The 26,974-nt window shown below is 67.6% G+C and carries 15 protein-coding genes and 1 pseudogene; 15 read left to right on the top strand and 1 reads right to left on the bottom strand.

Annotated elements, in window-relative coordinates; all coding sequences use genetic code 11:
* The first annotated feature begins 44 nt into the window (after nt 1–44).
* The 10 genes and pseudogenes from ACZ5T9_RS10565 to ACZ5T9_RS10520 all read left to right on the top strand — a co-directional run bounded on the left by ACZ5T9_RS10565 (nt 45) and on the right by ACZ5T9_RS10520 (nt 15,557).
* The gene (locus ACZ5T9_RS10565; RefSeq protein WP_464833020.1) at nt 45–2,474 is read left to right on the top strand and encodes a flagellar assembly protein A; all 2,430 of its coding nucleotides are present in this window, start codon (nt 45–47) and stop codon (nt 2,472–2,474) included.
* A gap of 153 nt (nt 2,475–2,627) precedes the next feature.
* Complete coding sequence (gene murJ, locus ACZ5T9_RS10560; RefSeq protein ID WP_464833019.1) at nt 2,628–4,358, top strand: murein biosynthesis integral membrane protein MurJ; 1,731 nt, start codon at nt 2,628–2,630, stop codon at nt 4,356–4,358.
* Nucleotides 4,359–5,191: 833 nt separating this feature from the next.
* On the top strand, nt 5,192–7,054 hold the full coding sequence (locus ACZ5T9_RS10555; protein WP_464833018.1) for a S8 family serine peptidase: 1,863 nt from the start codon (nt 5,192–5,194) through the stop codon (nt 7,052–7,054).
* Nucleotides 7,055–7,162: 108 nt separating this feature from the next.
* Nucleotides 7,163–7,594: a hypothetical protein gene (locus ACZ5T9_RS10550; RefSeq protein WP_464833017.1), complete on the top strand. Its 432-nt coding sequence runs from the start codon at nt 7,163–7,165 to the stop codon at nt 7,592–7,594.
* A 132-nt stretch (nt 7,595–7,726) separates the two neighbouring features.
* Nucleotides 7,727–10,537, top strand: a complete 2,811-nt coding sequence (locus tag ACZ5T9_RS10545; RefSeq protein ID WP_464833016.1) for a MinD/ParA family ATP-binding protein — start codon at nt 7,727–7,729, stop codon at nt 10,535–10,537.
* A gap of 388 nt (nt 10,538–10,925) precedes the next feature.
* The gene (locus ACZ5T9_RS10540) at nt 10,926–12,359 is read left to right on the top strand and encodes a glycosyltransferase (RefSeq protein WP_464833015.1); all 1,434 of its coding nucleotides are present in this window, start codon (nt 10,926–10,928) and stop codon (nt 12,357–12,359) included.
* Complete coding sequence (locus ACZ5T9_RS10535) at nt 12,295–13,122, top strand: ABC transporter ATP-binding protein (protein ID WP_464833013.1); 828 nt, start codon at nt 12,295–12,297, stop codon at nt 13,120–13,122. The genes ACZ5T9_RS10540 and ACZ5T9_RS10535 overlap by 65 nt, the downstream gene beginning before the upstream one ends.
* Nucleotides 13,065–13,873 (top strand): annotated as a pseudogene (locus ACZ5T9_RS10530) (ABC transporter permease). Before ACZ5T9_RS10535 ends, ACZ5T9_RS10530 begins: the two are co-directional and overlap by 58 nt.
* 209 nt (nt 13,874–14,082) lie before the next feature.
* Nucleotides 14,083–14,952 (top strand): hypothetical protein, encoded by an 870-nt coding sequence (locus ACZ5T9_RS10525; RefSeq protein WP_464833012.1) that lies wholly within the window; start codon nt 14,083–14,085, stop codon nt 14,950–14,952.
* Between the two features lie 293 nt (nt 14,953–15,245).
* A complete protein-coding gene (locus tag ACZ5T9_RS10520) occupies nt 15,246–15,557 on the top strand; it encodes an AbrB/MazE/SpoVT family DNA-binding domain-containing protein (protein ID WP_464833010.1) in 312 nt (103 codons plus the stop codon).
* Here ACZ5T9_RS10520 and ACZ5T9_RS10515 read toward each other — a convergent pair.
* Nucleotides 15,529–16,167: a hypothetical protein gene (locus ACZ5T9_RS10515; RefSeq protein ID WP_464833009.1), complete on the bottom strand. Its 639-nt coding sequence runs from the start codon at nt 16,165–16,167 to the stop codon at nt 15,529–15,531. The two genes, ACZ5T9_RS10520 and ACZ5T9_RS10515, sit on opposite strands and share 29 nt — an antisense overlap.
* A gap of 264 nt (nt 16,168–16,431) precedes the next feature.
* On the opposite strand from ACZ5T9_RS10515, the gene ACZ5T9_RS10510 reads away from it, so the two are divergent.
* The 5 genes from ACZ5T9_RS10510 to ACZ5T9_RS10490 all read left to right on the top strand — a co-directional run bounded on the left by ACZ5T9_RS10510 (nt 16,432) and on the right by ACZ5T9_RS10490 (nt 26,944).
* Complete coding sequence (locus ACZ5T9_RS10510) at nt 16,432–16,782, top strand: hypothetical protein (RefSeq protein ID WP_464833008.1); 351 nt, start codon at nt 16,432–16,434, stop codon at nt 16,780–16,782.
* A 164-nt stretch (nt 16,783–16,946) separates the two neighbouring features.
* Nucleotides 16,947–22,031, top strand: a complete 5,085-nt coding sequence (locus ACZ5T9_RS10505) for a sugar transferase (RefSeq protein WP_464833007.1) — start codon at nt 16,947–16,949, stop codon at nt 22,029–22,031.
* A 281-nt stretch (nt 22,032–22,312) separates the two neighbouring features.
* A complete protein-coding gene (locus ACZ5T9_RS10500) occupies nt 22,313–23,815 on the top strand; it encodes a glycosyltransferase family 4 protein (RefSeq protein WP_464834442.1) in 1,503 nt (500 codons plus the stop codon).
* 361 nt (nt 23,816–24,176) lie between these two features.
* Entirely contained in the window at nt 24,177–25,694 is a 1,518-nt protein-coding gene (locus ACZ5T9_RS10495) for a sugar transferase (protein WP_464833006.1), read from the top strand.
* 161 nt (nt 25,695–25,855) lie between these two features.
* A complete protein-coding gene (locus ACZ5T9_RS10490) occupies nt 25,856–26,944 on the top strand; it encodes a polysialyltransferase family glycosyltransferase (RefSeq protein ID WP_464833004.1) in 1,089 nt (362 codons plus the stop codon).
* The last annotated feature ends 30 nt before the right edge of the window (nt 26,945–26,974 follow it).

Genomic DNA, 26,974 nt, shown 5'->3' with positions numbered 1-26,974 from the left:
CGGCCGGTTGCCAACGCGGCGGTAGCGGGAGGAGGCGGTATCCGGTGCCGGGCACGACGAGCGGCAGCAGTCAGATCATGGAAGAACTGGCCTTCGCGGTCCCGGCCCGCAACGCCGTCGAGGCCTTCGCCCGCGCCATAGAACGCTCCGGTTATCCCCCCGAGCGCCTCGTGCCCCGCCGGGCGGAGGTGGTCCGGCCCGGCCGGCGGCTCGCCTGGTGGTGGATCCGGCCCCCGCTGATGCGGGTGGTCCTGGCGGTTCGGCCGGTTCCACCGGCCGAGGGTGCCCAGCCCGAGCAGGATCCGCCGGCTCCGGGTACCCCCGGCCCGGTCCAAACCCCGACCATGGCCCGGGTCCGCCACGGCCGTCTCGAGATCCTGCCCGGTTCCCCGGACGAACCCGCCATCCTCGTACCCGGCCCCGGGGTGCGGCTGAACGTCAACGGCAGGGACGTGGACGAGGCCGTGGCGGTCACGGCGGCGGACCGGGCGGAAGCCCAGGTCGCATCCGGCGCCGGTTGGGCCGCCGGTTCTGCTACAGATTCCATTACCCACCCCGATGCAGACTCCGTTACCGAAACTGTTACCGGCGCCGGTTCCGCCGCCGCGCCCATCGAGGTCCGGCTTGCCCCTGACGGGCTGCAGGCCAGCGTACGGGTGCCCCTGGTTCGTCTCCGGGTGCTGAAGGAGGCGGGGCCCACCCGGGTGCTCCACCTGGAGACGGCGACCCTGCAGCGGCCGCCGGCCGGTCTGACGGTCGAGGCGATCATGGATGCCCTGGCCGAGGCCGGCGTCACCGAGGGCATCGACAGCGAAGCGGTGGTCCAGGTGGCGACGGAGGGGGCGCCGCTGCCGGTGACGGTGGCCCGCGGGCGACCACCCCGGGACGGTCGGGACGGGAAGCTGGTCGCGGTGGTGGGGGCCTGGGGCTCGGCGAGCCGCAAGACGGCAGCCGAGGCCGGTCCCTGGCCCGCGACGGGGGTCGCCGGGACCGAAGAAGACGGAGCAGCAGGTGGCATGCACGAAGACGGCGCGTCCGCTGGCGCCGCCGATCCCCTGGCGATCGCCGTACCGAAGGCGGATCCCGTGGAGCCCGGGGGTCCGACGCACCCCGACCCCTTCGGCCTGTCGGGCCCGGCGGGCCGGGCCGGTCAGACCGAGCCATCTCCGCGGCCCGTTCGGGACGGCCGTGCTCGCAGTTCGGGCCGGGCCGTGCTTTCGATCCCCGAAGGCAGCCTGGTGGGCTATATCGTGCCCCCGGAGCCGGGGCAGCCCGGGCGGGGCGTCGACGGCCGGGTTCTTCCGGCGAGGGACGGGCGGCCGGCCCAGGTGCGCTGCGGGCAAGGGGTCGTCGCGGTCAAGGGGCCTGGCGGGCGCCAGGAGCTTCGCGCCCTGCGCCAGGGCCGGCCCGTGGTGCAGCGGGTGGGGCGGCTCGCCTGGTACGTCGATGTGGTGCCTCTGCTGGTCCACGACGGCGACCTGACGGCGGCGACGGGGTCGGTACGCTTCGAAGGTGACGTCATCATCACGGGCAGCGTCAGCGAGGGGGCTGCGGTGGTGGCCGGCGGGCGGATCCACGTCTACGGCGGGGTCGACCACGGCCTGCTGGAAGCCGCCTGGGACGTGACGGTGGAGGGTGCCGTGGTGCAGGGGCGGGTGGTGGCCGGGGCCCGGGCGCGCCTTTACCAGCAGCTGCGGGGGCGCCTGGAGTCCCTCGCCGAAGGTTGCCGGCGGATCGAAGCGGCCATGCGGCTGGTGGAAGGGGCCGCTTCGTTCCAGCACCGGGACATCGCCCGGTTTGGCCCTGGGCGGCTGGTCCGGTTGCTGGTCGAAATGAAGTTCCGCGACGTGCAGGAACGGGCACGGGCCGTCCACCGCCTGCTGGCGGCCCACCGGGGTCCCCTGGACGCGCCGGTGGAGGCCCTGCGGCAGCCCCTGGCCGAGCTGGCCGGCACCGTCGGCGACGGGTTCGACCTGCCCGGGCTCATCGCCGCCCTGGGGGAGGCGGCAGCGTTCCTCCAGGGGTTCGAGACGCCGGCTCCAGCGACGGCCACGGTGGGGTACGTGCACAACGGCGTCGTCGAGGCGACGGGGGCGATCCGGGTCGGGCCTGCGGGGACCTATCACGCCCGGCTGTGGGCGGGGGAGCGGGTGTCGGTCCAGGGGCCGGTGGTGGGCGGGACGGTGGAAGCCGGCCGGGCGGTCCACGTCCTGGAGGCCGGGTCGGTGGCCCTCCCCGCCACCGTGCTGGCGGTGGGGGAAGGCGGGATCATCCGCGCCGGGTTCGCCCACGAGAACGTGTGGCTGCGGGTGGGCGAGCGGCAGCGGCGCCTGGCCGAGCCCCGGGCCGACCTCAGGGTGGGCAGCGGGACGAACCGGCCACCGGGCCCCGTCAAGGACCGTCCGGCCAAGGCCTACCCGGACCCGGATACCACGATGGCAAGCCCTCTTTCGGGGCACGGCACCGCGGGGTGAAACCACCTGGGACGGTGTTGTGGGTCGCTGAGGACCCTGGCCTGGGGGTCCCGGGGTAACGCCGGGTGCTGCGGCTCTTGCACCACGAGCTGAGCGCGCCCCGCCGATGGCGCCCCGCCGATGGTATAAAAGGAGGTGTTGGGGGGCGAGGCCTTGTCGTCGTCGCGGCTGGCCAAATCCGTCGCCATCATCTTCATCATCGGCGTCATCAGCCGCGTCCTCGGGTTCTTCCGGGAGATGGTGCTGGCGGCGGTGTTCGGGGCCAGCCCGGTGACGGACGCCTACACCATCACCCTGTCCATCCCCTATGTGGTCTTCGCCGCCTTCGGCTCGGCCATCACCACGGTGGTCCTGCCGCTGCTCGCCCACTACCGCGCCAGGGGCCAGATGGCCGACCTGGAGCGGGTGGCCTGGACCCTGTTCCACGCCCTCTTGCTGCTGCTGGTCGTGTTCCTGGCCCTGCTCATGGCGGGGGTCGACGTGGTGCTGCGCGTCTTCGCCCCCGGCTTCACCGGCGAGACCTTCCTGCTGGCGCGGGAACTGGCGCTGATCCTGCTGCCCGGCATCCTCTTCATGGGGATCAACGGCTGGCTGCAGGCGGTGCACAACAGCGCCCGCAGCTTCACCGCGCCGGCCGCCGTGGGCATCCCCCTCAACTTCATCATGATGGCGGGGACCTACTTCTTCGGCCGCTGGTACGGCATCGAGGCGGTGGCCTGGGCGTCCCTGGTGGCCATGGCCTCCCAGGTGCTGGTCCTCTGGCCGGGCCTCAAGCGGCTGGGGCTTACGTACCGGCCCGTGCTGGACTGGCGCCACCCCGACCTCCGGCTGGTGCTGAAGCGCACCGGGCCGGTGCTGCTGGGCACGGGGGCCGTGCAGCTCAGCCAGATCGTCGACAAGGCGCTGGCCTCGGGCCTTCCCGCCGGCAGCGCTGCCGCCCTGACCTTCGCCCAGCGGCTGCACGGCCTGCCCCTGGGCCTGATCACCTTTCCGATTATTCAGGTGGTGTATCCGGAGCTGGCCACCCGCATCGCCCGGGGCGAGCGCCAGGGCTTCGGCGCCGCCCTGAACCGTAGCCTGCGGGTGCTGATCTTCGTCCTGGCGCCCGTCAGCGCGGGGATGATCCTCCTGCGCATCGAGGTCACCCGGCTGGTCTTCGAGCGGGGGGCCTTCGACTTCCACGACACCCAGCTGACCGCCTTCGCCCTGCTGTTTTACATGCTGGGGCTGGCCGGCTACGCCTGGCGCGAGCTCCTCAGCCGGGCCATGTACAGCATGGGGGACACGTGGACCCCGGCCTCCACCGCCGCCGTGGCCATGGGGCTCAACATCGCCCTCAACCTGGTCCTGGTGCGGTTCCTGGCCCAGGGCGGCATCGCCCTGGCGGCGTCGGTGGCCATGTGGTGGGGTGCCGTGGTGCTGATGGTGCGGATCCGCCGGCGCATGGGGCAGATCAGCTACCGGGCGGTGGGGAAGGGCACGCTGCAGGCCCTGGCGGCCACGGCCGTCATGGCCCTGGCGGTCGAACTGGCCCGCCGGCTGATCTTCGGCGACCTGGCCCGGGCGGCCCTGGCCGGCGAGCCCGTGGGGTTCGTCCCCCTGGCCCTGGAGGTCCTGGTCCTCACGGTCCTGGGCGGGGCGGTCTACGCCGCGGTCCTGAGGGCCATGGGGGTGGAGGAATGGCAGCTGGTGCAGGACCTGGCCGGCCGGGCCGCCGTCCAGGCGGGACGGATCCTGGCGCCGGTTCTGCCCCGGGGACGGCCAGGGGCGGTGGAGGCGCGGGAGTCCAGCGGGAAAGCGGGTGCAGGCGCAGGTGAGGTGTCAGGGCAGGGCCGGGGCGGGCTCAAGTCCCCCTCGGAGGGTGGTTCGCCGTCGGAAGGCTAGGATAGCGGCTAGGACGGCCGGCCCGGCACGGCGAGTGGGCCCGCCAGGGAGGACCGGCCGGCTTCAGCGGGCCGGGCCACCGCGTAGGGACGGACCCAGTGGGCCAAGCCGCCACGGAGGGCTGGCCCCAGTGAGCCAGCCTACCCCGCAGGCCGGGGCACGCCAGTGGGCCAAGTCGCCACGGAGGGCCAGCCAGCCCCAGCGAGCCAGCCCACCGCGGTCGGCCAGCCGCTCCACCGAGCCCGGCCGCCACTACGGTTCCACCCCAGCCGTCGCGCCACGGCCGTCGTGCCACCCCAGCCGGCATCGTCCTGCACAAACCCTGCAGCCCCAGGGACCACGTCCCCCCGGTTCCGCCCGATGCCCTCCGCGGTCGTGTGATCCCCCGAAAACCCCATCCGACAAGTCCAGCCAGCCAAGGCACCTGCGCCCCGGTGCATGCGACGCGCCCGGCCCCTCACGCCACCCCCGCCAACGCCTAAGCCCATGCGCCCCGCGGTCTCGCGCCGGGGTCGTGCTGCGAGGTCGCGCTACGACGGTCCTGCGACTAAGGATTTGTTCCTTGCTGTCGAATACCGGGAAGGAAGGCAAAAAGGTCCGAACGGGCTAAGCGGCAGGAGGGACCGGTGGCATGGGTCTTGGGCGGATTCGGGTAATGGGCAGCGGCACACCAGGGGTCCAACGGGCGCAAATCCAGGTCGCCGGGCAGCGGCCACAGGCCCAGGGGTTGACCCCCGCCGGTGCCGGGATCCGGATCCCCACGGGGACCTCCGGGAGGCCGGGACGGGGGGAAGACCGCCGTCCGCATCGGCGCCGCCCTTGTGGGCGCGGCGATGACGCTGGGGGTGCTGGTGTCGCCATGGGCCCCGGTCTTCGCCGCACCGCCGGGCGGCTCCGCCCTCCCTTCCGCCGCACCGCCGGGCGTACCGGCCTTCCCGTCCGCGCCACCGCCGGCGGAGGCCCCGGGGCCGCAGCCCGCCGGCCACACCGTGCCCACCGGCCACACCGTGCCCGCCGCCCACGCCGTGCCCGCCGCCCCGCGAACCTACCACCTGGCCGCCCTGCCCGACGACCCCGGCTTCCCCCTCCAGTGGGGCCTGCGCAACGACGGCCAGGCCATCAGCGGCCAGACGGGCACCCCCGGGGCCGACGTGGGCGCCGAGGCCGCCTGGGTCCTCAGCCGGGGCGAGGGGGTCCGGGTGGCCGTGATCGACACCGGTGTCCAGCTGGACCATCCCGACCTGGCGGGCGCCTTCTGGACCAATACGGCCGAGGCCACCGGCCGGCCGGGCCACGACGACGACGGCAACGGCTACGTCGACGACGTCCACGGCTACGATTTCGTCCACCGCGACGCCACCGTCTTCGACCCCGCCGACGGGGAAGAGCACGGCACCCACGTGGCCGGCATCATCGCCGCCCGCACCGGCAACGGCGAGGGCGTGGCGGGCCTGGCCCCCGGCGTCAAGCTCATGGTGCTCAAGGTGTTCGACGGCGAGGGGCAGAGCGACACCGCCACGGTGATCGAGGCCATTCGCTACGCCCGGCGCATGGGCGCCCGGATCGTCAACATGTCCTGGGGCGCGCCCGGCCCGGCGGACTCCCGGCTTTGCCAGGTCATCGCCGAATCGCCCATGCTGTTCGTCGCCGCCGCGGGCAACGAGGCCCAGGATCTGGACACCACCCCGTTCTACCCCGCCTCGTGCGACGCCCCCAACCTGATCGCGGTGGCCGCGGCGGACAACCGGGGGCAGCTGCCGGTCTTCTCCAACTACGGGCGGCAGGCCGTCGACCTGGCGGCGCCAGGCTGGTTCGTCCTGAACACCGTGCCGGTGCGGGACGAACCGGCCGCCGCCGTCCTGCCGGGGCCCGGCCCCCTGGAGCCCGGCCTGGGCCGGGGCAGCTACGCCTGGCTGAGCGGCACCTCCATGGCCACGCCCTTCGTCACGGCCACCGCGGCCCTGGTGGCCAGCCGCTATCCCTGGCTGACCCCGGTCCAGCTGGCCCAGCAGGTGCTCTCCACCGTACAACCCCTGCCCGGCCTGAGCGGCTGGGTCGCCACGGGCGGGATGGTCTCGGCCCGCGGGGCGGTGTGGGCCGAGGCCGTGGCCCCGCCGCCCTTCGCCGACGTGAGCCCCAACATGGCGCTGGCTGCGGAGATCCTGCGGGCCGCGCGGCTCGGCCTTGCCCAGGGGTACACGGCGGAGCGCTTTGCCCCCAACGAGCCCGTGACCCGGCACCAGTTCGCCAAGCTGCTGGTCGGTGCGGTGGAACGGGCCACGGGCGAGCCCTTGCCCGACCGCCCGGCGGACGGCAGCCCGCCGCCCGATTTCCCCGATGTGAACGAGGAGGACGGCAACCTGGGGCCTTACGTGCGCAAGGCGGCCGTGGCGGGGTTCATCCAGGGGTATTCCGACGGCACCTTCCGGCCGGCCGAGCCCATCAAGCGGATCGAGGCCGCCCTGATGGTGGCCCGCGCCCTGGGCCTGTCCCAGGACGCCCCGAACCCCTTTGCCGATGTCTCGGGCGCCCTGGCCGGCACCGCCGGGGCGGTGGCCCGGGCGAAGATCATGGTCGGCACACCGGCCAAGGACGGCAGTGCGGTGTACTTCTTCCCCGCCCGGTCCATCACCCGGGCCGAGGCGGCAGCGGTGGCGCTGCGCGCCCACGATGCGGTAGTGCGGGAGGCGCCGTAAGGGTGCCGCCAGGCATGGGTATTCTCAAGGAAGGATTTGGTATACCGTTGTAGAACCGTAAGGCACCAGCAGTTCGGACCTTGCTGTAAATTGGGACGGGTGGCTGTGATGGCCCAAGGTACGGTGACAGTCAGCCGGAGGCAATTGTTAAGGGCGGCGAAGCTCCACAAATACGCTTATGAACGCATGATGGGAGCTGCCCGCCGTGAACGCAGGCGTCATCTCAAGGCAAGCGCCTACCTCCTGTTGTTTTACGCGGTGGAATGCGCCATCAAGGCGAAATTGTTGGAGCAAAGAGGTTGCGAATCGTATGATCATCTACAACCTCACGAGCAAATTTCGCATCAGCTCAACCGAGGGCTGGCGTTGCTCCGGGTGAACGTCAGTATCCCGTCGGCATGCTTGGAGGATAGGCCGGGCCGCTTACGTGACCATGAGCTGCATCAGGCATGGCGTTACGGTTGTCCTTTGCGTGAGCAGGACGAGCAGCATGTGGTGAAAGCCTTAGAAAGAGCAATGAATATTCTGCTCCAACTGTAATCCATGCTGGGAATCGGCGATAGCCACAAGCTTGGTAGGTAGAGCACCGAAGGCTGAACCTTCATGTGAGGGTGTTGTACCATGGGCCGACCGGGCATCGGGCCTTTGTACACCTGGATTGATGTAGCCGATGTGGTTACGCGGGCACAGTTTGCCGGCCTGTGGCCCCGTGGGGTGGCTTACGACGTCACTCATGCGGGGATGTACGTGGAGGTTGCCGGACCCACCGAAGCCAAGGCCGCCATCGACGCCCTCAAAGAATGGTTCGGGGCCCGGTTCGTCCAGGATCCGCAACCGGCCATTGCCCTCGAACCCGCGGGTGATCGACAGCGTCACCTCCTGGTCACGGTGGAGGAGACGGACGAAGCCGGCCTGCCGCTGCGGTGCATTCCCAGCTTCCGGCACGTCGTTTTGCTCCCCGACGACCCGGAGCCTGGGTTGTTGCCGGGGCCGGAGCCGTTGCCACCGGGTTCTCCCGTCCTCGCGGCGCTCTATTCGTTCAAGGGAGGGGTTGGCCGGTCAACCCACGCTCTGGCCCTGGCCCGAGCGGCTACAGAACGTGCCGGAACCGCAGGTCCTGCCGTGTTGCTGGTGGACGCCGATCTGGAGGCACCCGGGTTGACCTGGTGGATGCGGGACGTGGCCGGCGAGTGGCGCGTCTCCTTCCTCGACCTCCTGGCGCTGGCCCAGTACGACGAGACGGATCACCACCGCGACATGCGCTTCCTTGTCACCCAGGGACTACGCCAGCAAATGGTCAGTCTGGAAACGCGGGACGGCCGGGTCCGCTTGTTCTTCCTGCCCGCTTTTCGGTCGGAGGAACAGGCCCTACGGATGCGCGTGCGACCTGAACATGTGGTTCGCATTCCGGGGCAGGCGTGGCTGCTGACGGACCTGCTGGCGGCTGTCGGACAGGATCTGGGAGTCCAAATGGTGGTCGTGGACCTGCGGGCGGGATTCAGCGAGGTGGCAAGCCCCTTTATCTTCGACCCGAGGGTGCGGCGGATCCTGGTGACCACACCGGCCCAACCGTCGGTCCAAGGGACCAGTGCCGTCCTGCGTCAGGTTCGTAAAGTGATGCCAGGCCGCATGGGACCGGACACGGCTGATCAAACCGCGTGGGATCCCGTGGTGATCCTGTCGATGGTCACTTCGCACGGGGAGAAAGCAGTGGCCGATGTGGAAACGCGGCTGTTGGAGGCTTACCCCGCCGGTGGGGAGCGAAACAGCCCGGCGTCGCAACCTGAACCTCTCGGCGAGTGGGTCGTCCGGGAACAGCCGGAAGGGGCGGCAGCCCTCAGCACCCGTGAGGGCGAACAGGAAGCCGATCCCTTCTTGCCACCGGCCCTGCGCATCGAGCGGACGGCCTTTGTGGAAGACCTCCTGCACCTGGGGGATGCCGTCACCGCCTGGGATGCGCTGAAGGGCACATCCGTGCTGAGCGTCATGTGGGAGCTGGCGGAAGAGTGGCTGGCGGAGCCGGAACCGGAGCGCCCGAAGGCGCACGCGCCGAGTCCCGACCGGCAAGAGTTGCGAGCCGCCCTCCAGCAGAAGGCGGAAAGCTGGGTCTTCGCAGAACACTCCGATGCCAGCGATTTTCTGCGCACTGGTGCCTGGGAACAGCTGGCCCGGCGCTACTCGTCCCAGCTGCCTCTGGCCGTGGTCCTGGGCGCGAAGGGTGCCGGCAAGACCTTCTTGTTCCTCCAGTTGCTGCGGCTTCAGACCTGGCAGAAGTTCCTGCAGGCTGTCCAGGTGGATCCGGCGTTGCCGGGGAAGACGCCGGTGGCTGTTGTGCCCATGCTGTACCCGTCCGAGGTCGCCCAGGCGGACATGGCGAGCAGGCGGTTGGCAAGTTGCCGGGACCGGGCCCAAACCCTGCTCGGCCGCCCGCTCCGGTTGGGTCGAGGGGAAGTGGTCGCCCGGATCCAAGACTGGTTAGGACAGCCGGCCCACCTCGTCGAGTGGTCCAACCGGTGGATCGAGCTGGTTGGTATGATGCTGGGCATCGACCTGGCCGGAGGGTCCCCTCTGATCCGCTTGCAGGAGACGTTGCGCAGCTTGAATGCGCGTGTGGTCGTCACCATTGACGGGCTGGAACAGGTTTTTGACCAGATCAACCATGATCACCACCAGCAGACGGCCTTGCGAGCCCTCTGTCAGGAACTCCCGGCCGCTCTGGCCGAAATCCCTGACCGACGCCTTGGACTTGTGGCTTTCGTACGTAAGGATCTGGCCCGGGCGGCGATCCAGCAGAACTACGGCCAGTTCGAAAAGCAACACCAGCCCTACCAGCTGCGCTGGAATCCCGAGGAAGCGCTGCGGCTGGCCGTCTGGCTTTGCAAGGCGGCAGGCATTGCCGAACCGCTGGGCATGCGGCTGGAGGGGCGGCTGGAGGAGGCGCCGCGCCGGGTTCTCGAGCAGGCCATGATCCCCGTGTGGGGCTACCGCCTCGGTCGCATGACGTCGACGGAAGCGATCACGGCGAACTGGGTGATCGCGGCCCTTTCCGACCTCACGGGACAGCTGCAGCCCCGTGACGTGGTGCGGTTCTTCCAGTACGCCGCAAGGCGGGCGCTGGAAGTGACCGAATACGACAGCCTCTACCAGGACCGGCTCCTGCCGCCCGCCGCCGTGCGCTACGCCATCGGCCCGTGCAGCACCGAGAAGGTCAACGAAGTACTGGAGGAAGCTGGCTGGCTCAAGGGGATCATTGACAAGCTGCGCAGCAAGGAAGACCGGCGGATTCCCTTCCGCCCGGAGGAATTTCGCCTTACCGCCGAAGAAGTGCGGCTGCTCAAAGAAATGGGGATGGTCCTGGAGGACGAAAACCAGCTCTACATGCCGGAGATTTACCGCCATGGACTGGGTTTCCGTCTCGGACGTGGTGCCCGGCCGCGGGTCCTGACCCTGATGCGCCGGGCAGCCTTTGGAACCCGCCCCTAAATCTTTCTCCAGTAAATTTCGATACCAGGAGCAGGAAGGTTCGCCGCCCGGACGAATCCCTAGCATTGACGGGCAGGTTCTGAAGGGCATGGGCTGCGTCGAAGGGGCCAGCCGGCCCGGGGGTGGGCAGGACCCCGGGCGGACCCCCTGGTACGGGGGCATGGGCTAACGCGGGCCGAGGACTTGCCCGCTCATACCGGGGCGGACCTTCGCCATGAAGGTCCGCCCCGGGCTGTTCATGGGAAGCCACTGGCAGGGCTCGGGGCGGTGGGAGGGCCGATCCGTGTCCCTTCCCCGGTGGCTGCTCCGCCACGCAGGCCGGCCCATGTCCGTGCAGATCCGGCCGCCTGGCCGGCCTGAGGCTGCTCTCCTCCGTCGTGGCGTGACCATGGTGGTTACCCGCGCCGACCGAACCGGCGGCGCCCAGGTGCACGTGCTCCACCTGGCGCGGGGCCTCAAGGACCGGGACGTGCCGGTCCTGGTGGTCACCGGCCCACCGGGTCCTTTCACCGAGGCCCTGGAACAGGCCGGCATCCCGTACCGGTCCTTGCCGCAGCTGGTTCGTCCCATCCGGCCGGTGGCCGACCTGCGAGCCCTGCTGGCCCTGCGCCGCACCCTCCGGCAGGCCAACCCCGCCCTGGTGGCTGCCCACTCCACCAAAGCAACCTGGCTTGCCCGGCTGGCGGCCGCGACCCTGAGGATTCCGTGCGTGATCACCGTCCACGGCTGGCCCTGGGCGACGGGCCAACCCCGGGCCCGGTCGAGCGGGCGCAAGGGGGCGGGAGGTGCCGGCGGGCTGTCTCCCGGGGAAAGGGCCGTCCTGTCCCTGGCCCGGTGGGGCGAGCGCCTGCTGGCCCGGCTGGCTGCGGCTGCGGCGACCATCACCGTCTGCCACCACGACTACCAGGAGGGCCTTCGCCACGGCTTGCTGGACCACCGGCGGGCGGTGGTGATCCCCAACGGCGTAGCCGACCCGGCCCGGGCCGCCCCTGCCAATCCGGCGCCGGCTCCCCCTACCGGTTCGGGGTCGGTCGCCGCTGCCTATGCGGGCGCGATCGCTGCTGCCGGCCGAGCCCAGGCCACCGCTGCCGGTGCGGTCCGCGTTGGCCCTACCGCTCCGCCCTGGACGGACCCTGCCGGTCCGGCCCCCGCGACCCCGCTGCGGATCGTCATGGTCGCCCGCTTCGAACCACCCAAGGATCACCCCACCCTGCTGCAGGCCGTGGCGCTGCTGGAGCGGCAGGGGCCCCAGGCCCCCGGCCGGAGAGCCGGCTGGGTGGTCGAACTGGCCGGCGACGGACCGCTGCTGCCCGCCGCCAGGGAGCTGGCGGCCAGCCTGGGCATCGGCCACCGGGTGCGGTTCCTTGGGGCCCAGCCCGAGGGTGCCGCCGTGGTCCAGGGAGCGGCCGTGGCCGTGCTGTGCTCCCGCCGGGAGGGGTTGCCGCTGGCCATCCTGGAGGCCATGTCTGCCGGGGTTCCCGTTGTAGCGACCGCCGCCGGCGGCATCCCCGAAGCCGTCGAGCCCGGCGTCACCGGGTTTCTCGTCCCCCCGGGCGATGCGGTGGCCACCGCCCGTTGCCTCGGCCGGCTGCTGGCCGATCCCAGCCTGCGCCGGCGGATGGGCGCGGCCGGCCGCGCCCGGTACGAAGCTCATTTCACCGTGGAGCGGATGGTCGCCGCGACGGCGGCCGTCTACCGCCAGGTGTGCGGTGACTGGATCCCCTCGCCAGCCCGCGATACCATGGTCGGCGGAGGCGATGGCGCTGAGCAACCTGCTGCTGCGAGCCGCCGGCCTCGGCCGGCGCCTGCCGGGCACGGGTGACCAGCCCGCCCGGTGGGTGTGGCGCGGGGTGAACCTCACCCTGGCGGAAGGCGAGAGCGTGGCCGTCACGGGCCCGTCGGGCACCGGGAAGACCCTGCTTCTCCGCGCCCTGGCCGGCCTTGATCCAGTGGACGAGGGCACCGTGTTCCTCGAAGGCCGGCCCCAGGCGGACTGGCCCGCACCGCTGTACCGGAGCCGGGTGGTCTACGTCGCCCAGCGCCCGGCCCTGTTCGACGGCACGGTGGAAGACAACCTGGCCCGCCCCTTCACCCTGGCCGTGCGGCAGCGGGTGTACCGCGGCCGCCGGTGGAAACGGCCCGCAACGGGTGGCGATCACCCCGGCGCCCAGCGCCCCGGCAGCGCCGCGGGCGCCGGGTTCGACCGGCAACAGGCCCTTGACCTGCTGGCTGCTCTGGGCCGGGATCCCAGCTTCCTTGAGCGCCCGGCGACGGCCCTTTCGGGCGGCGAGGCGCAGATCACCGCCCTGGTCCGGGCCCTGCTGGTGGAACCGGCCGTCCTCCTGCTGGACGAACCCACCGCCTCCCTGGACGAGGCCACCGCCCGGGAAGCGGAGGCTCTGATCGCCCGCTGGCGGGCAGCGGCTCCCGGCCGGGCGTGTCTGTGGACCAGCCACGACCGGGACCAGCTGGCGCGGGTGGCGGACCGGGAGGTCGCCCTGGCAAAACCGGTGGGGGAGGCACGGCCGTGGATGTGGGCTACATCCAGCTCGGTTACGGAGAAGTCGCCCTGGCGGCGGGCCTGATCCTGATCAATGGCGCCCTCTCCCTGGCCCTGGGGCTCGGCCTGGAGCGGCGGCTGCTGGTGGCGTCGGTGCGGACCGTCGTCCAGCTCTTGCTCATCGGCTACGTGTTGAGGTTCATCTTCGGGCTCCGGCACCCCCTCTGGGTGGTCCTGCTGGCCCTGGCGATGGCCACCCTGGCGGGCCAGGCGGCGGTGGGGCGGGTGAGCGGCCGGTTCCGGGGATCTACGCCGGAAGCACCCTCTCGGTGCTGGCGTCGGCCTTCCTGGTGACGGGCCTGGCAGTTGCCGCCATCGTGCGGCCGCAGCCCTGGTACGAGCCCCAGTACGTGATCCCCCTGCTGGGCATGGTGCTGGGGAACGCCCTCAACGGCGTGTCCCTGGGCCTGGACCGGTTCCTGGAGGGGCTGGCCCGCCGCCGCGACCAGGTGGAGGGCCTGCTGGCCCTGGGGGCCACGCGGTGGGAGGCCTGCCGCGACGTGATCCGGGATGCGGTCCGGACGGGCATGGTGCCGACCCTGAACAGCATGGCCGTGGTGGGGATCGTCAGCCTGCCCGGCATGATGACCGGCCAGGTCCTGGCCGGCGCCGACCCGGCCGACGCCGTCCGCTACCAGATCGTGATCATGTTCATGATCGCCGCGGCCACAGCCCTGGGCACTCTCGGGGCGGTGGCGTATGCGTACCAAAGGCTAACGGATGGGTTTCATCGCCTGCGCTTAGATCGGCTCGAGCGGAGGAACGAGGGAGGGTAGAACGAAGTCGTCTGTGTTCGGACTACATGGGTTACCCTAATTGAAGCGTCCCACGGTGATCGTCAATCACGTGATCAGAGGAGGAAACGGGGTGAATGGATATACCGTCGGAATATCGGCAAGGGCTCGTTCCTCCTGATAAAGTAACACACGTTATTGTTTGTTATCCACTTCCGTATGCACTATACGTTCAACAGAGATATTTTGTCGTGGTTATCGATGGTAAGCCAGCGTATGTAACGCTGAACCTTGTTACTTCAGAGGAGATTCGGGGCCTGCCACCAGGCATTCGGGTGCCTTATCCTTCAAGACTAACGTTTGACAGGTGGGGTAGACTTGGTTTTACGATGGTTTCAATTTCGATTCCTAGGCATTCATGGCCATCGAATTATATCCCAGATCTCAACCATGATGATGACTTTGCATTGTTATCGATGTCCTACTGTAACAAACTAATAAGACTTTACCGGTTCGTTTGTGAGGAATATCTATGTGATGAGATATGTGAACGGGATATCCATTACTACCGGTTTATTCTTGTAAATGCTGTCGAAAAGGTCTTCGATGTGGCAGACAAATTCTTTTCTTTTGGAACTTCTCTTCACGCTGGGCCAGCTGTAACTTTCCATGGCAAGGACAAGGCGAACGCTATTGCTCAATTGGCCGAGTCTGGTCAGGATACGGACGCCTTTGATGAGTTGATTGTTCAGGCTAATTCATATTTTCTAAAGGGAAATTATTCTCTAGCCGTATTCTTTGCTGCTTTGAGTTTTGAGTTTTATTGCAAAAAGGTGATTCGTGATGGATATCTCACGTCCGGTAAGGGCGTGAATTCTAATTTGGAAGAGTTGCTTGAGAACACGAATCTTAAGACCCTAATTAAGCATCATCTTCCGTCCGCCACAGGATATGACTTCAGTCGCACAAAGGAATTTGTAAAATGGGATACCATTGTTAGGCCGGCTAGGAATGCGATAGCGCATGGATCCATTTTCTATGTGTCGAAAAGTGAAGCAATTCAAGCCATGAGAGTTGTCCATGATTGTATTGAGAATCTCCGTGTAAACATCCGTCCGTGATGTGTGCTTCCTACGCCCTCTATCCCGGTCCGCAAGGGGCAGAAGGGATGGGACTTGCCGCAGGCGACTGAGGGAACAGCAACGATCCTTCGGCGCAGAATGCCTTACTCGCCCTGTGGTTGCTAGAGGACCAAACGAAAGTTATTCAAGTCTGTCTTTGACTGACGTTGACATATCTCGGGAGCCGGCCCGGAGGGATGTACCATCGCCTGTTTGTGCGATGTTCGGCATGATGCGGGACGAGCGTAAGTCGCACTGGTACCGTCAAGTTACCAGCAGCCGGGGGGATCCACATGGAGCTTCTGCGCGTACGCGAGCGGGGACAGATCACCATCTCTAAAGCCCTCAGGGAACAATTGGGGATTAGGGAAAACTCCACTCTTTTGGCTTACGTCCAAGATGGGAGGCTCACCTTGGAACCCGTGCCGGAGCCCAAGGCGGACCTGATGGGTGTAATCGGTTTACTGCCAGCTCGGGGAATGGTGGATGCCAGCAAGATACGGCGGGAGGCGCAGCGTCACCGGGCCGAAAGGCGGTCGCAGCAGCACGGTGGCATCCCTCAGAACGAGCCTATCTCTAATGCTGATCCAGACTTTTCAAAATAGCTCCGGCTTGATCGTTCGGCACGTTGATGGTCAGCATGGCGATACCCAATCCATAGCGGGACACTGATCCCCGGCAGAAGGATTTCGCCCACGAAGGGTTCGGAAGATCGACGGGGGCCGGCTTCTTGGTGTCGCAACGGAGCGGCTCTACGATGTGTACGGCTTGATCCCTGCGAGGGATGTTGCCTGTAGACTCCAGGAGAATGAATTCCCGGGAATACGGCGCAACCCACGCCGCGGCGACCCGTTGGAAATCAGCCCCTTCATTGACGGACAGGGAATAGCCTAAAAAGTGGAACCGTTCCGGCAGCGGGGGTTCCAAAAATGTATCGGGTCCGTAGACGTGCTCGATGTCTTCGCGCGAGATATCGACGGCATCAGGTTGCCCAAGCTTGTATTCGTCTTTCACCTCCCGGACCCAGGCTGCTTCCTCGCCCGAAAGGGTCGTCCCATCCGGGAAGATATACACCTGCTCCTCCTCGTCTTCGATGATGGGCACATCATCTTCGTCCTGCCCCTGCGGGCCGCAGCCGGCGAGAAGGAAGATCGCAATGGCCGTCACCACTCCCACCAATTCGAAAGCCCGTCGCCCTGGCTGAACCCGGTACACGGCGTGACCTCCCTGGCATGGAGCGGGTGCGCCACCGCGTGCCATCCCGCCGTGGAGTTGCTGGCCCTCCATGCTGTTACGGTGCACTGGCCTCTTCGCTGCCGGTGCCCTGGAATCCTGGGCCGTCCGCAACGGCCGGTCACCCAGGACCTCTGACCTCTACGCTGCCCGCGGGATGCACCCCCCTTGCCAGTCTGGCAATGTGGGAGTGTACCGTCACGGGAGTGGACCATCGAAATACACGAGCCAAGGGAGGGTTATTCCGTGCTCGACTACATGGTTTCCATGGAGGTCCAGATCCGGGCCGACGACTTCCACGACGACATCGCCCTCGAACTGATCGAGGCGCTGGAGGAGGACGAGCGGGCGCTCGGACCAATCACGTCTTCTAACGAGAAGAAGCACCGTGTGGGTGCCGTCTTGGGCGTCTGGGCGGATGGCGTTCTCGAAGCCTTCGTGCTCGCTCGTAGCATCGTGCTGGAGGCGCTTGAACGGGTCGGAGCCCAGCAGCCCATGGAGGTGGTGGGAGTGCAGATCGTGGCCTATGAGGACCTGGGCGACTGGGGCCTTGACCCGTTTCAGGATGACTCGCCTAACGATTCCCCGTGTTCTTAGGCGGCCAAGTGCCAGCCGCTGTGACCTCCAGTGGCGAAACCTGCGCGGCTGGCCATCCGGCTCCGGCATATTTTAGAACCCCCAGCTCCCTGTTCGTTTCCCCCCGGTCCCCCGATCTCCAGGATATCCCGGCCGCACCAGCTTTTCTGGAAGGAGGACCCGGGGTGTCCCATCCTGCCGCCCTCGCCGGCCCCGGTGCCACGGTGCTCCTGGCTCTGGCGCACCTGGCCCTGGTCGCCGCCGCCTTCGTCTCCATCCGCCGCACCCTCTGCACCCGCCGCACCCGCCGGCCCCGCCGCAGCGGCCTGCGCCCGCCCGGCCTGCACCCACTGTTCACCGGTTTTCACGTGTTCCTGGGGCTTCAAGCCGTCACCTATGGGCTGCGCCCGCTGCTCAACCTCCTGACGGGGCGCTACCTGCTCTACGGGACCCCGGCCGCCCTCCTCCCCGGGGGTGCGGCCGCCTCCTTTGTGCCTCCTGCCGCGGTCGAACCGGCCGCCTGGGCGGCCTACAACCGCGGCCTGGCCCTGCAGCTGCTCTTCGCCGGCGCCGTGGTGGCGGGCTACGCTCTGGCAAGCCGCCGCCTCGCCGGCGACCCGGCCCCCAAGCTCGCGCTGGCAGCGCCACCGGACCCCGAGCCAGCCAGGGGGGTAGAGGAACGAGGGGAGGGGGCCGGGCAAGGGCGATGGGAAGATCACCCCGGGGTCCCGGACCCGGACCGCACCCTCATCGTGGCGTGGGGGCTCTCGCTCCTCGCCGGCACCGTGGCGGCCGGTGCCATGCACTTCCTTTCCGGCGGGGCCTGGCTTCCCGGCCACCGGGGCGGCACCACGGTCACCGCCGCCGTCCCGTACGGCAAGCTGCTCTTCCCCCTGGCGGTGATCCCCCTGACGGCCTCCTTGCCCCTGGCCCGGGCGGTGGCCGCCCGCCGCCGATCCTTCCGCCGGCCCTCGCCCCACCGCCGGTGCTCCCCAGGCCCCGGGACCGGCTTCCACCTGCTCCTGGGCGCCGGCAGCCTGTGGGCTGTGGCACTTCTCCTCCTTCTTTACCAGCGGGGCTACCTGCTGACCGCCCTTCTCGCCACCGCCTTCGTCGACGACTGGATCCGCCCCTGGACCGCCCGCCGCCTGGCGGTTCTGGTGGCCGCTGGGTTCATCATCCTGGGGGGCGCCCGGCCCCTGGCGACGGCCTTGGCCGGGGTGGTGCCCGTCCCGGTCGCCAGCTTGCCGGGCGCTGCCGGCCCCGCGGGGCGGGGGGAGGCTGCGGAGGGGGTTCCCCGGGCGGTCCGGCCCCCCGCGGGTGGGGCATCCGACCCCGCCCCCGCACCGGTCATGCCCGCCTGTGCCCTGCCGTGGACCACGCCCCCGGCCACCCTGCCCGCCTCGTCAGGGCCGGCCGCACCTGGTGCCTCCCGGCCCCCGGCCAGCGCCCTGTCCGGCGCCCTTCCGCCGCCCGTGATCAAGGTCCTGCACTTCCTGGCCCGCAGCGCCAATTTCGACGGCCCCGACGTCTGGGTGCTGGCGCAGGGCTTCACCCGCCAGCACGGCCACCTGGGCGGCCGGACCCTGGCCGCCGTGCCCGCCCGCGTCCTGACCCCCGCCGCCCGGGGCCAGCACTGCCTGCTCACGGCCGCCGACGTGCTCAACACGTACCGCTGGCGCCAGTTCTACTGGCAGACGCGCTTCGGCTTCAACGTCTCCCTGGCCCAGGAGGCGTACCTGAACTTCGGCGCCCCGGCCCTGCCCGTGGCGGGGGCCCTGGCCGGTCTCCTGGCGGCGGCAGGGGATCGGGCCATCACCGGCCGCCGGCACCCCGCCCACCGCGGTGCCCCGCTGCCATCAAGCCTGCTCCAGCCCCCATCCCTCCGGCCCCTATCCCTCCGGCCCCGGCCCCCGCACCGCCTGCCGGCCGCCTTGTCCCTGCCCCGGCAGCAGCTCCCGTCGCCCCTGCAGATCTACGCCGCCTGCGCCATCCTGGCCGCCGCCGCCTTCACCAAGGAACCGGCCGCCACCTTGCAGTGGACGGCCGCTTACCTGCTGGCGGGCGCCGGCCTGCAGGTCCTAAGCCAAGCGGTGGCAAGGCCCCGCCCGACCGGCGGGACCGGCCGGACCGAGCGCCCCCAGCGCACCAGCCGGATCCAACGAACCCCCCGGCATCACCAAACCAACGAAATCCACCGGATTCACCGGACGCACCTAAATCAGCGAACAAACCGATTTGACCGAACCCTCCTAACCCCCTTAATCCACCTGGCCCACCTCGCTCGCCTCGCCGGCCAGCCCGACCCGAGCCGGCCCGGCCCGACGGGAACCCCTGGTCCGGCCGGACAAAACGAACCCCGGGCCCGTTCCGTCCCAGGGGACAGACCCGGCCCCGCCACAACGGGCCGGGCTCCCCAGCGTCCCACCCTCATCGCCCGCACCATCGCCGCCAAGAGCCCCACCACCAGCCCCACCACCACCGCCGCCACCGCCACCACCACCACCACCACCGTCGCCGCCGCCACCCCGGCCACCGTCCCGGCGGACCCCACGGCCATGCGCCCATCGGTGAGCGGCGGCGGTCCCTGCCCGCGACCCGCCCCGCCGCCGGGCCCCACGGCCACGCACCCATCCCCCACGGCAAGCTCTGCCACCGTCCCGGCCCGCCGCCCGGTCCGGGTGGTGATCTGCCGGTCCAACCCCGTGGACCCCGACCCCCGGGTGGAGCGGGTGGCCCGCACCCTGGCCGGGGCAGGGTACCAGGTCACCGTGGTGGGGGGGAACCGGACCGTCTTCGGCCACGGCCTGGCCAACCTGCCGGCCTGGCTCGGGTGGCAGCTGCGGCTTTTGGTGTGGCTGGTGCGCCACGCCCGGGCCACCGACGTGATCCACGCCTGCGATTTTGATACCCTGATTCCCGCCCTGGTGGTGAAGGGGCTCTCGGTGCGGTGGCGATTCGACCGCCCCCGCGGATTCGCCGTCAGGCCCGGCGCCTACCGGCGCTTTTTAGCCGCCTGCCTCCGCGGACCCGGCCACAAGTCCGGCGCCCGCCGCCGCGGCTTCACTACCCGCTCCCGCGCATCCGCCCCCAGCTCCGGTGCCCACCGCTCCTGCTTCGGCACCCGCCCCCGCGGATCTACCCGCAGCCCCGGCGCCCACCACCCCTGCTCTGGCGCCGGCCGCCACTGCCTCGCCGCCCGTCCCCGCCGCTCCACCGCCTTCCGTGCCACCGCCCGGATCGCCGTGGTGTACGACATCTTCGACTGGTACGCGGACACCGTCACCGGCCTGCCCGATCCCGCCCGGCACCTCCTGGCCGCCCTCGACCGGCGCCTGCTCACCCTGGCCGACGCCGTGATCCTGGCGGACGAAGGCCGGCTGCCCCAGCTGGGCCCCGCCCGCCCCCGCCGGCTCGAGGTGATCTACAACAGCCCCGACTGGACGGACCCCGGCGGGACGGGCGAGCAGGGGGCGGGGGAGCCCCGGCCGGCGCCACGCCTCCGCCTCAAGCTCGCCCACGTAGGAACCCTCCAGCCCGGCCGGGGCCTGCGAGAGCTGCTGGCCGTCCTCCGGCGGCATCCCGACTGGCACCTGGACCTGGCCGGCTTCGGACCGGACGAACCCGCCCTCCGCCAGGCCGCCCAGAGCATGCCCAACGTGCGGTTCCACGGCCGGGTCGACCACGCCACCTGCCGGGACCTCTACGCCCGGGCGGACGTGATCCCCGCCCTCTACGACCCGGCCGTCCCCAACCACCGCTACGCCAGCCCCAGCAAGGTGCTGGAAGCGCTGGCCCTGGGCAAGCCGGTGATCGTGGCCCAGGGGACCGGCATCGACCGGCGTATCCGGCAATACCGCCTGGGATGGGTGGTCCCGTACGGGGACGAACACGCCCTGGAATCGGCCCTGGCCGCCGCCGCGGCATGGAACACAGCCGCCCGCCAGGCCTTTGCCCGCCGGAGCCGGAACCGATACCAGACGTACTGGGCCTGGCCCCGGATGGAAAAGCGGCTCTTGCGACTGTACCGGGACCTGGTGGCGTTGAAGAAAGACCCGCCTGCTTTGACGAATTCGAAGAAAGAGCCGGGCGGTTCAACGGGTGGTTCGGGCGCTGTTTTGGGCGTACAAGGCGGCAGTGGCACCCGCGGTGTTCCCACCGGAATCCGCAACACCAAATCAGTCCGGCATCGCCGGCCAGCCCCCGGCGGTCCCGAGGGCGGTCCCGGTTCCGGCTGCAGCCGCGGGCCACGGGTCTCGACGTGGCGGTCCGGTCTCGCCCTTGGCGCCGGTGCCCCTGGCGCAGGTAAGGCGACAGCCCTTCTCAAGGCACTTCTTGGAGCACGGAAGCTGGTGGCGCCCGGCGCGGTACCCTGGAGGCGCAATTCCGCACCCCGGGTCCTGATCGGCCGCCACGTCCCACCCCATCTTCGCCGTGAGATCACCCTAAGGGCCTTGGCCCACGGCATGGCCGTCGACCTCATCCCCGACCCCTACGAGGTGCTGGTCGCTAGCGCCCGGTGGAGCCGCCTGGGGGACGCACCCCTCCTGCGCATCGGCCCCCTCGAGCCGTCGCCGCTGGCCCGCCTGGCCAAACGCCTCTTGGACGTGGTGGGGAGCCTGGTGCTGCTGGTCCTCTTCGCCTGGGTCTTCGCCCTGATCCCCCTGCTGATCTGGCTGTACGACCGCGGCCCCGTCCTCTACCGCCAGACGCGCCTGGGCCTCCACGGCCGCCCCTTCACCATCCTGAAGTTCCGGACCATGGTGGTCGACGCCGAACGCGCCACCGGACCCGTCTGGGCCCGGCAGGACGATCCAAGGGTGACGCGAATTGGACGACTGTTGCGGGCAACCCATCTCGACGAATTGCCCCAACTGGTCAATGTGCTGCGGGGCGAGGTGAGCCTGGTGGGCCCCCGGCCCGAGCGCCCGGAGCTGGCGGCCCGGTTCTCCCTGGACGAACCGGCCTTCCGGCTCCGCGAGGCCGTCAAGCCGGGGCTCACCGGCCTGGCCCAGGTCGAAGGGGTGTACCAAACGTCGCCTACCGTGAAGCTTCTTTGGGATCTCCGGTATATGGCCGGGTGGCGACTGTTTCGGGACATCATGGTGCTGCTACGCACGGTGGGGAGGATCCTATTCCGGGTATGGGGCCCCTCCGCAGGGGCGCCACCTTCGACCACGCCGACGTCTGGGTCCTGGCCCAGGGCTATGTGGCGGAGAACGGGTTCCGCCGCGGGTCGACCCTGGCCGCCATCCCGGCCCGGTTCCTGACTCCTCCCGCCCGGCAGGCTACCCGCTGGCGGACGGCCGCCGATCTCCTCAACGAGTACCGGTGGAAGCACTTCTACTGGCAGACCCGCTTCGGTTTCAACGTGACCCTGCCCCAGGAGGTCTACCTGAACTTCGGGCCCTGGCCCTTGCCCGTGGCGGGGGTCCTGGCGGGGCTGCTGGCGGCCGGGGGCGACCGGTGGCTCTGGCGCCGCGGGGCCAGGAGAAGTTGTCCCTCCGGCGGGCCGCCGGGACAGCACCGACATCAGCACTGGGTCCGCGGCATGCCCGGCGTAGCCCGGCCCCCTGCGACCAGCCGGATTGAGGGAGGCGTTTCCCAAGGCTCCAACCCCAGCGCTCGCCTGGCCGTGGCCTGTGCGAGTCTCCTGCACTCCAGCGGCCCGCCTGTGCTGTCTGGTGGTCCCGGCTGGGTCTACGGGGCCTGTGCCCTATTCGCCGCAGGCGGCTTCGTCAAGGAGCCCGGGGCGACGTTGCAGTGGACCCTGGCGTACCTGATGCTCGGCGGGGCGGTGGGCCTCGTTGCCCGGGCCGTGACCCGGACGGCCGCCCCCCGAACGAAGGGGGTGGTGATCCTGAGATCCAATCCCGTGGCCCCGGACCCGCGGGTGGAACGGGTTGCCCGCACCCTGGCCCGGGCGGGGTTCCGGGTGACGGTGGTGGCGTGGGACAGGGAGGGAGTCTTTCACGATTGGGAGAAGGCAACCTTCGGCCGGATCATCCGGCTACGGGCAGGCATCGGTGCTGGCGGGGCGGGGAACGGGCATGGGGATCGCCGGCGAACTGGCGACAGCCCGGGTGGGGAGCAACCCCACCGCCCCGGGAGCCGCTACGGGACAGGCCTGCGCAACCTGCCCGCCTTTCTTCACTGGCAGTGGCAGCTGCTGGGCTGGCTGCTGCGCCACCGGAACCGGTACGCCATCATTCATGCCTGCGATTTCGATACGTTGACACCCGCTGTCATCCTGAAGTTGGTATATAGGAAGAGGGTCGTCTACGACATCTTCGACTGGTACGCTGATACGGTCCGCGGGCTACCCCCCGTCCTGCGCCCGGGACTGGCCCGCCTGGACTGCTGGCTCCTTGAAAAGGTAGACGCCGTGATTCTGGCGGACGAGAGCCGCCTGCCCCAGCTGGGGAAGGCCCGTCCCCGCCGCCTGGAGATCGTCTACAATACCCCGGACTGGGATCCGGGCGACGTGATCCGCGGGCTGCCGTCCCGGCGGGGGCTGCGCGTGGCCTACATCGGCCTGCTGCAGGCGGACCGGGGACTGCTCCAGCTCATCGAGGTCATGCGTCGGCACGCGGAGTGGGAGCTGGACCTGGGCGGGTTCGGGGCGGAGGAAGAACGGATCCAACAAGCTGCGGCGGCTCTGCCGAACGTCCGCTTCCACGGACGCGTCCCCTACCATCGATGCCTGGAGATCTGCACCACCGCCGATGTGCTGGTAGCAACCTACGACCCGTCTATCCCCAACCATCGCTACTCCAGCCCCAGCAAGCTGTTTGAGGCAATGCGCCTTGGTAAACCCATCGTGGTGGCGGCAGGCACCGGGGTCGACTGCCGGGTCCAAGCGTGGAAACTGGGATACGTGGTACCGTACGGCGACACTAGACGGCTTGAGGAGGCGCTGCGGGACGTGGCGGAGTGGACACCGAAGGAGAGGCGGGACTTCGTGGTGCGAGTGCGCCGCCTGCACGACGCGCACTTCGCTTGGTGGATCATGCACCAGCGGTTGTCGCGCTTATATTACGACCTGACCGTATGACGGCGGATAGTTGACGGACTTGTCTGGGTGACCCGGATGGGCGGGAGCGACGGGGGTAGGTGGAATGAGAAACGGTGAGACACGTTGGCTCCATTGTTGCGTAATCCGTAGGAGGGATGACCGACGGTTTGCATGAATAGTAACAAACGTCCAAAGGGTTTGTGGCACGGGGCCATAAGGCCTAATCCCAATGCTCTTACAGGCCTCGCCACGTAAGGCCGCCAGTTTAGACCGACTGACCATAAATCAATGTCGATCCACATGCGATGGTCTCCGTGTCGCTTATAAAGACAGCGACAGACAACGATTCCATGAGGCTTCTGACGGCCCATTGTGACCCGTTGCACAGGAAGCAAGGGCCATGTCGGAGGAGAGACGTAGCATGCCGAGCACTGGCGAGGACGGGGGCCGGGTAACTCGCAATGGAGCTTTGGCACTGCTTGGGGAAGCCGACACGCGTGTTCAAAACACCAGTTTAACAGAATTATCATTAGGGGCCTTTACCCGCAACGAGCCTGTGACATTGCGGCGGGTGTTACAATCTCGAACGCACCCGCTATTGCTCTTTGTGGGTGACTTGGTCATTGTTGCGGTTACGCAGGCTGTCGTCCATGGGCTGGCTAGTGATAAGGAGGGGATGGAAGCGCTGCTAGCGCGGGAGGTGGTGTCGCCAGAGGCTTTCGCCGCTAGAGTTTGTGCAGTTACTACGATAGTTCTACTTGCCCTATACAGGGGCTACCGCGACCTGCACCGTCCCTATATGGAGCTAGCTCGCGACGTTATGACCGCTGGGCTATGGTCGATTTTCCTCCCCATGGCCGCCATGTACCTCTACGGATCGGATCCCGGTGTAGAAAGAGAGGCGACTGTGCTCGCGGGCGTTCTTGCCGCTACTTTGCTCTGTCTCTGGCGCATTCCATTCGTACGCCGAGCCAAAGACGCATATTGCAGGCACGAGGTCACATTGGTGTCTGTCGAACCGCGTAGGTGGCAAGTTCGGATGGAAGGATATGTATCGATTCATCATGCACTGACGCCCGCTGATTTCCTGAATGCGCCGCCCGCTACGGACCGGGTGCTGATCGCGCCTGATGTTCCCGTTGAATACCGGGAACAGATCGTTAACTGGGCAGTAGGCCGGCAAGTCGACCTCTATGTGGTGCCTAACACTTACGAGATCATGCTGGCATCGGGACGCCTGACGCAGATCAACGACGTCCCCGTCCTGACGGTAACTCGGATAGAGCTATCCATTGAGCTGCGGGCCATTAAGCGGTTGGTGGATGTGGTTGGCGCCCTTGTCCTGTTTGCGGTTTTTCTACCCGTGTTTATCATAGTGCCGGTGCTTATTTGGATCGAAGATCGAGGTCCTGTATTTTATCGACAAGTTCGCGTCGGTAGAGACGGGCGGCTGTTTCATATAATCAAGTTCCGGACCATGATACAGGACGCAGAAAAGAATACTGGCCCTGTATGGGCCCGCGAGAATGACCCGCGAGTAACACGTATTGGAAGGTGGTTACGAGGTACTCGCCTCGATGAACTGCCGCAGATCTTCAACGTCTTACGGGGCGAAATGAGTCTGGTCGGACCACGTCCTGAGCGTCCAGAGCTGGTCATAGAGTTTGCGGCGCACAATCCACTGTTTCGGGCGCGTGAGGCGTTGAAGCCCGGAATTACGGGCTTGGCTCAGGTCCTCGGACCATACGATCTCGATCCAGAATTTAAACTGAAATACGACTTGCTGTATATTGCGGGTTGGCGGGCGATGTTGGATCTGATAGTGCTTATGTGGACGATTCCTGTAATGCTTTTCCCTCAGAACATCGGCCGCACTGTAGGACGCGTGGTTCAATTCCTTAATCAACGACGTGTATAACTGTTCGTGCGGCTTCAAACATTGGTGCATGAACGGCATTGAACATAGTGAAATTGGCAGGCGCTGTATGGTGCACGGCAGTTGGTTCTACATAGGAAGTTTGCGCATTTTGCCTTGGCATTGTTGACTCGCTTGTGAGACTGTTTTTGGGGCGTGAGTTCATGAACCCGAAGGTGGATAACGTATTTCTAACGATGACGCCATACCATCTCCTTCTGTCCTACGGCATAGCCTCAACTGAGTGTCGAGGTGCCCGGAACTGGCTTATAGTGATTGCAGATTTTCCGAACGTGGATGTATGCTTGGACATAATTGAGAATTCAAACGATAGTCCTTTTGATCGAATTTTGGTCTACAGAGGGATGTACCACGTTTACAACAAATACCGGCGAAGCCTACGTGTGCTTCTTAATGTGCGTTCGATAGAAGAGCTTGTACGATCGTTGCGAATGGAGCAGGTGTTTGTAGCGAACGACATGAGGCCAGAGGGTCAGGCTCTGGTTCATTTTGCGAAAACGCTGTGGGGCGCGACATGTGTTTATGTTGAAGATGGAGCTGCAATCTACTCATCTGTGCTTCGTGGCCGTCCAAACCGGCTTGTTCGATACCTTAAGTCGTTGCTTTATGGCGTTTGGTGGGAGGATATACGTGTGCAAGGCACTTCACGGGCAATCGACGAGGTGCGAGCCATTTTCCCGGAGGCTGTACGACCTGAGTTGCAGCGGCTTCCGGTAAAGAAGCTCGACAGCTGGCTAATTTCACGGATTAGAATCGAGCGACAGAAGGTCAACAGGTTCTTGTTCCAGGATGGCAAGGGGGTTGAAGTCGATGATCTTAATGTCATTATATTGCTTCCACATTCTCACACGATTACCAAGCAGCGAACTCTGGCAGAATGTCTAGATAATGCGCTGCGGTGGTTCAGACGAAAAGGGTTGTTACTTGCGCTTAAATACCATCCTCGCGAGGAGCGACATTATTTGAGTTCACTGTCGAGCGAAATTGTTGAGAACGCTGTAATCATTCCCCAAGAGCTGCCGATCGAGTTCCTTTATGCGTTGCAACCCGCGAATCTTCGTTACGTTTGTGGAGACTGGTCGACCGGCCTTTTGACTGCCCGGTGGTTATTGCGAAATGTTGCCGTCCTGCGAACCGACCTTTGGGTTCATGAGGACGAAGGCTTGCTTCGGACCTTTGATGTGTTGAAAATAAGGCCTATCAGTTCGGTGGTATCAGGAGGACAACGTTGACCTCGTTGTTGCAGCAAAGCGGGTGAACGA

The organism is Thermaerobacter nagasakiensis (assembly GCF_055396825.1).
Note: the sequence above shows the minus strand (reverse complement) of the source record. Positions and strands in the feature narration are given on the sequence as shown.